Annotated in this window: 1 protein-coding gene; it reads right to left on the bottom strand. The window is 72.6% G+C overall.

Going from position 1 to position 859, the window contains the following annotated elements; genetic code table 11:
* On the bottom strand, positions 1–788 hold a 788-nt coding region (locus GBZ26_RS29630), incomplete at its 3' end, for an Ig-like domain-containing protein (protein ID WP_345772091.1).
* Positions 789–859 lie beyond the last annotated feature (71 nt).

The raw sequence follows: 859 nt of genomic DNA, 5'->3' as shown, positions 1-859 counted from the left end.
GACGCGGCGGACGTGTTGCCCGCCGCATCGGTCACCGTCGCGGTGAGCGTGTGCGCCCCGTCGCTCAGCGAGGCGGCCGTGATGCTCCAGGCACCGGCCGCCGAAGCGGTCACCGTGCCCAAGGCGGTCGCGCCCTCGTACAGCACCACCACGCCCGCCTCGGCGACGCTGCCCGTGATCACCGGAGCCGCCACGCTGGTCAGCGTGTCGGCCGTGGACCCGCTGTTCGACGCTGCCGCCAGAGCGAGCCCGGTCGGTGACGAAGCACTGGTGTCGATGGTTACGGTCAGCGCAGCGGACGCGGCGGACGTGTTGCCCGCCGCATCGGTCACCGTCGCGGTGAGCGTGTGCGCCCCGTCGCTCAGCGAGGCGGCCGTGATGCTCCAGGCACCGGCCGCCGAAGCGGTCACCGTGCCCAAGGCGGTCGCGCCCTCGTACAGCACCACCACGCCCGCCTCGGCGACGCTGCCCGTGATCACCGGAGCCGTCACGCTGGTCAGCGTGTCGGCCGTGGACCCGCTGTTCGAACCCACGGCAAGCGCCAAGCCGGTCGGTGACGAAGCACTGGTGTCGATGGTCACCGTCAGCGCCGACGATGCGGCGGACGTGTTGCCCGCCGCATCGGTCACCGTCGCGGTGAGCGTGTGCGCCCCGTCGCTCAGCGAGGCGGCCGTGATGCTCCAGGCACCGGCCGCCGAAGCGGTCACCGTGCCCAAGGCGGTCGCGCCCTCGTACAGCACGACCACGCCCGCCTCGGCGACGCTGCCCGTGATCACCGGAGCCGTCACGCTGGTCAGCGTGTCGGCCGTGGACCCGCTGTTCGACGACGACGCCAGAGCCAAGCTGGTCGGTGACGAAG

The organism is Azospirillum formosense (assembly GCF_013340925.1).
GTDB classification, from domain to species: Bacteria; Pseudomonadota; Alphaproteobacteria; order Azospirillales; family Azospirillaceae; genus Azospirillum; species Azospirillum formosense.
Note: the sequence above shows the minus strand (reverse complement) of the source record. Positions and strands in the feature narration are given on the sequence as shown.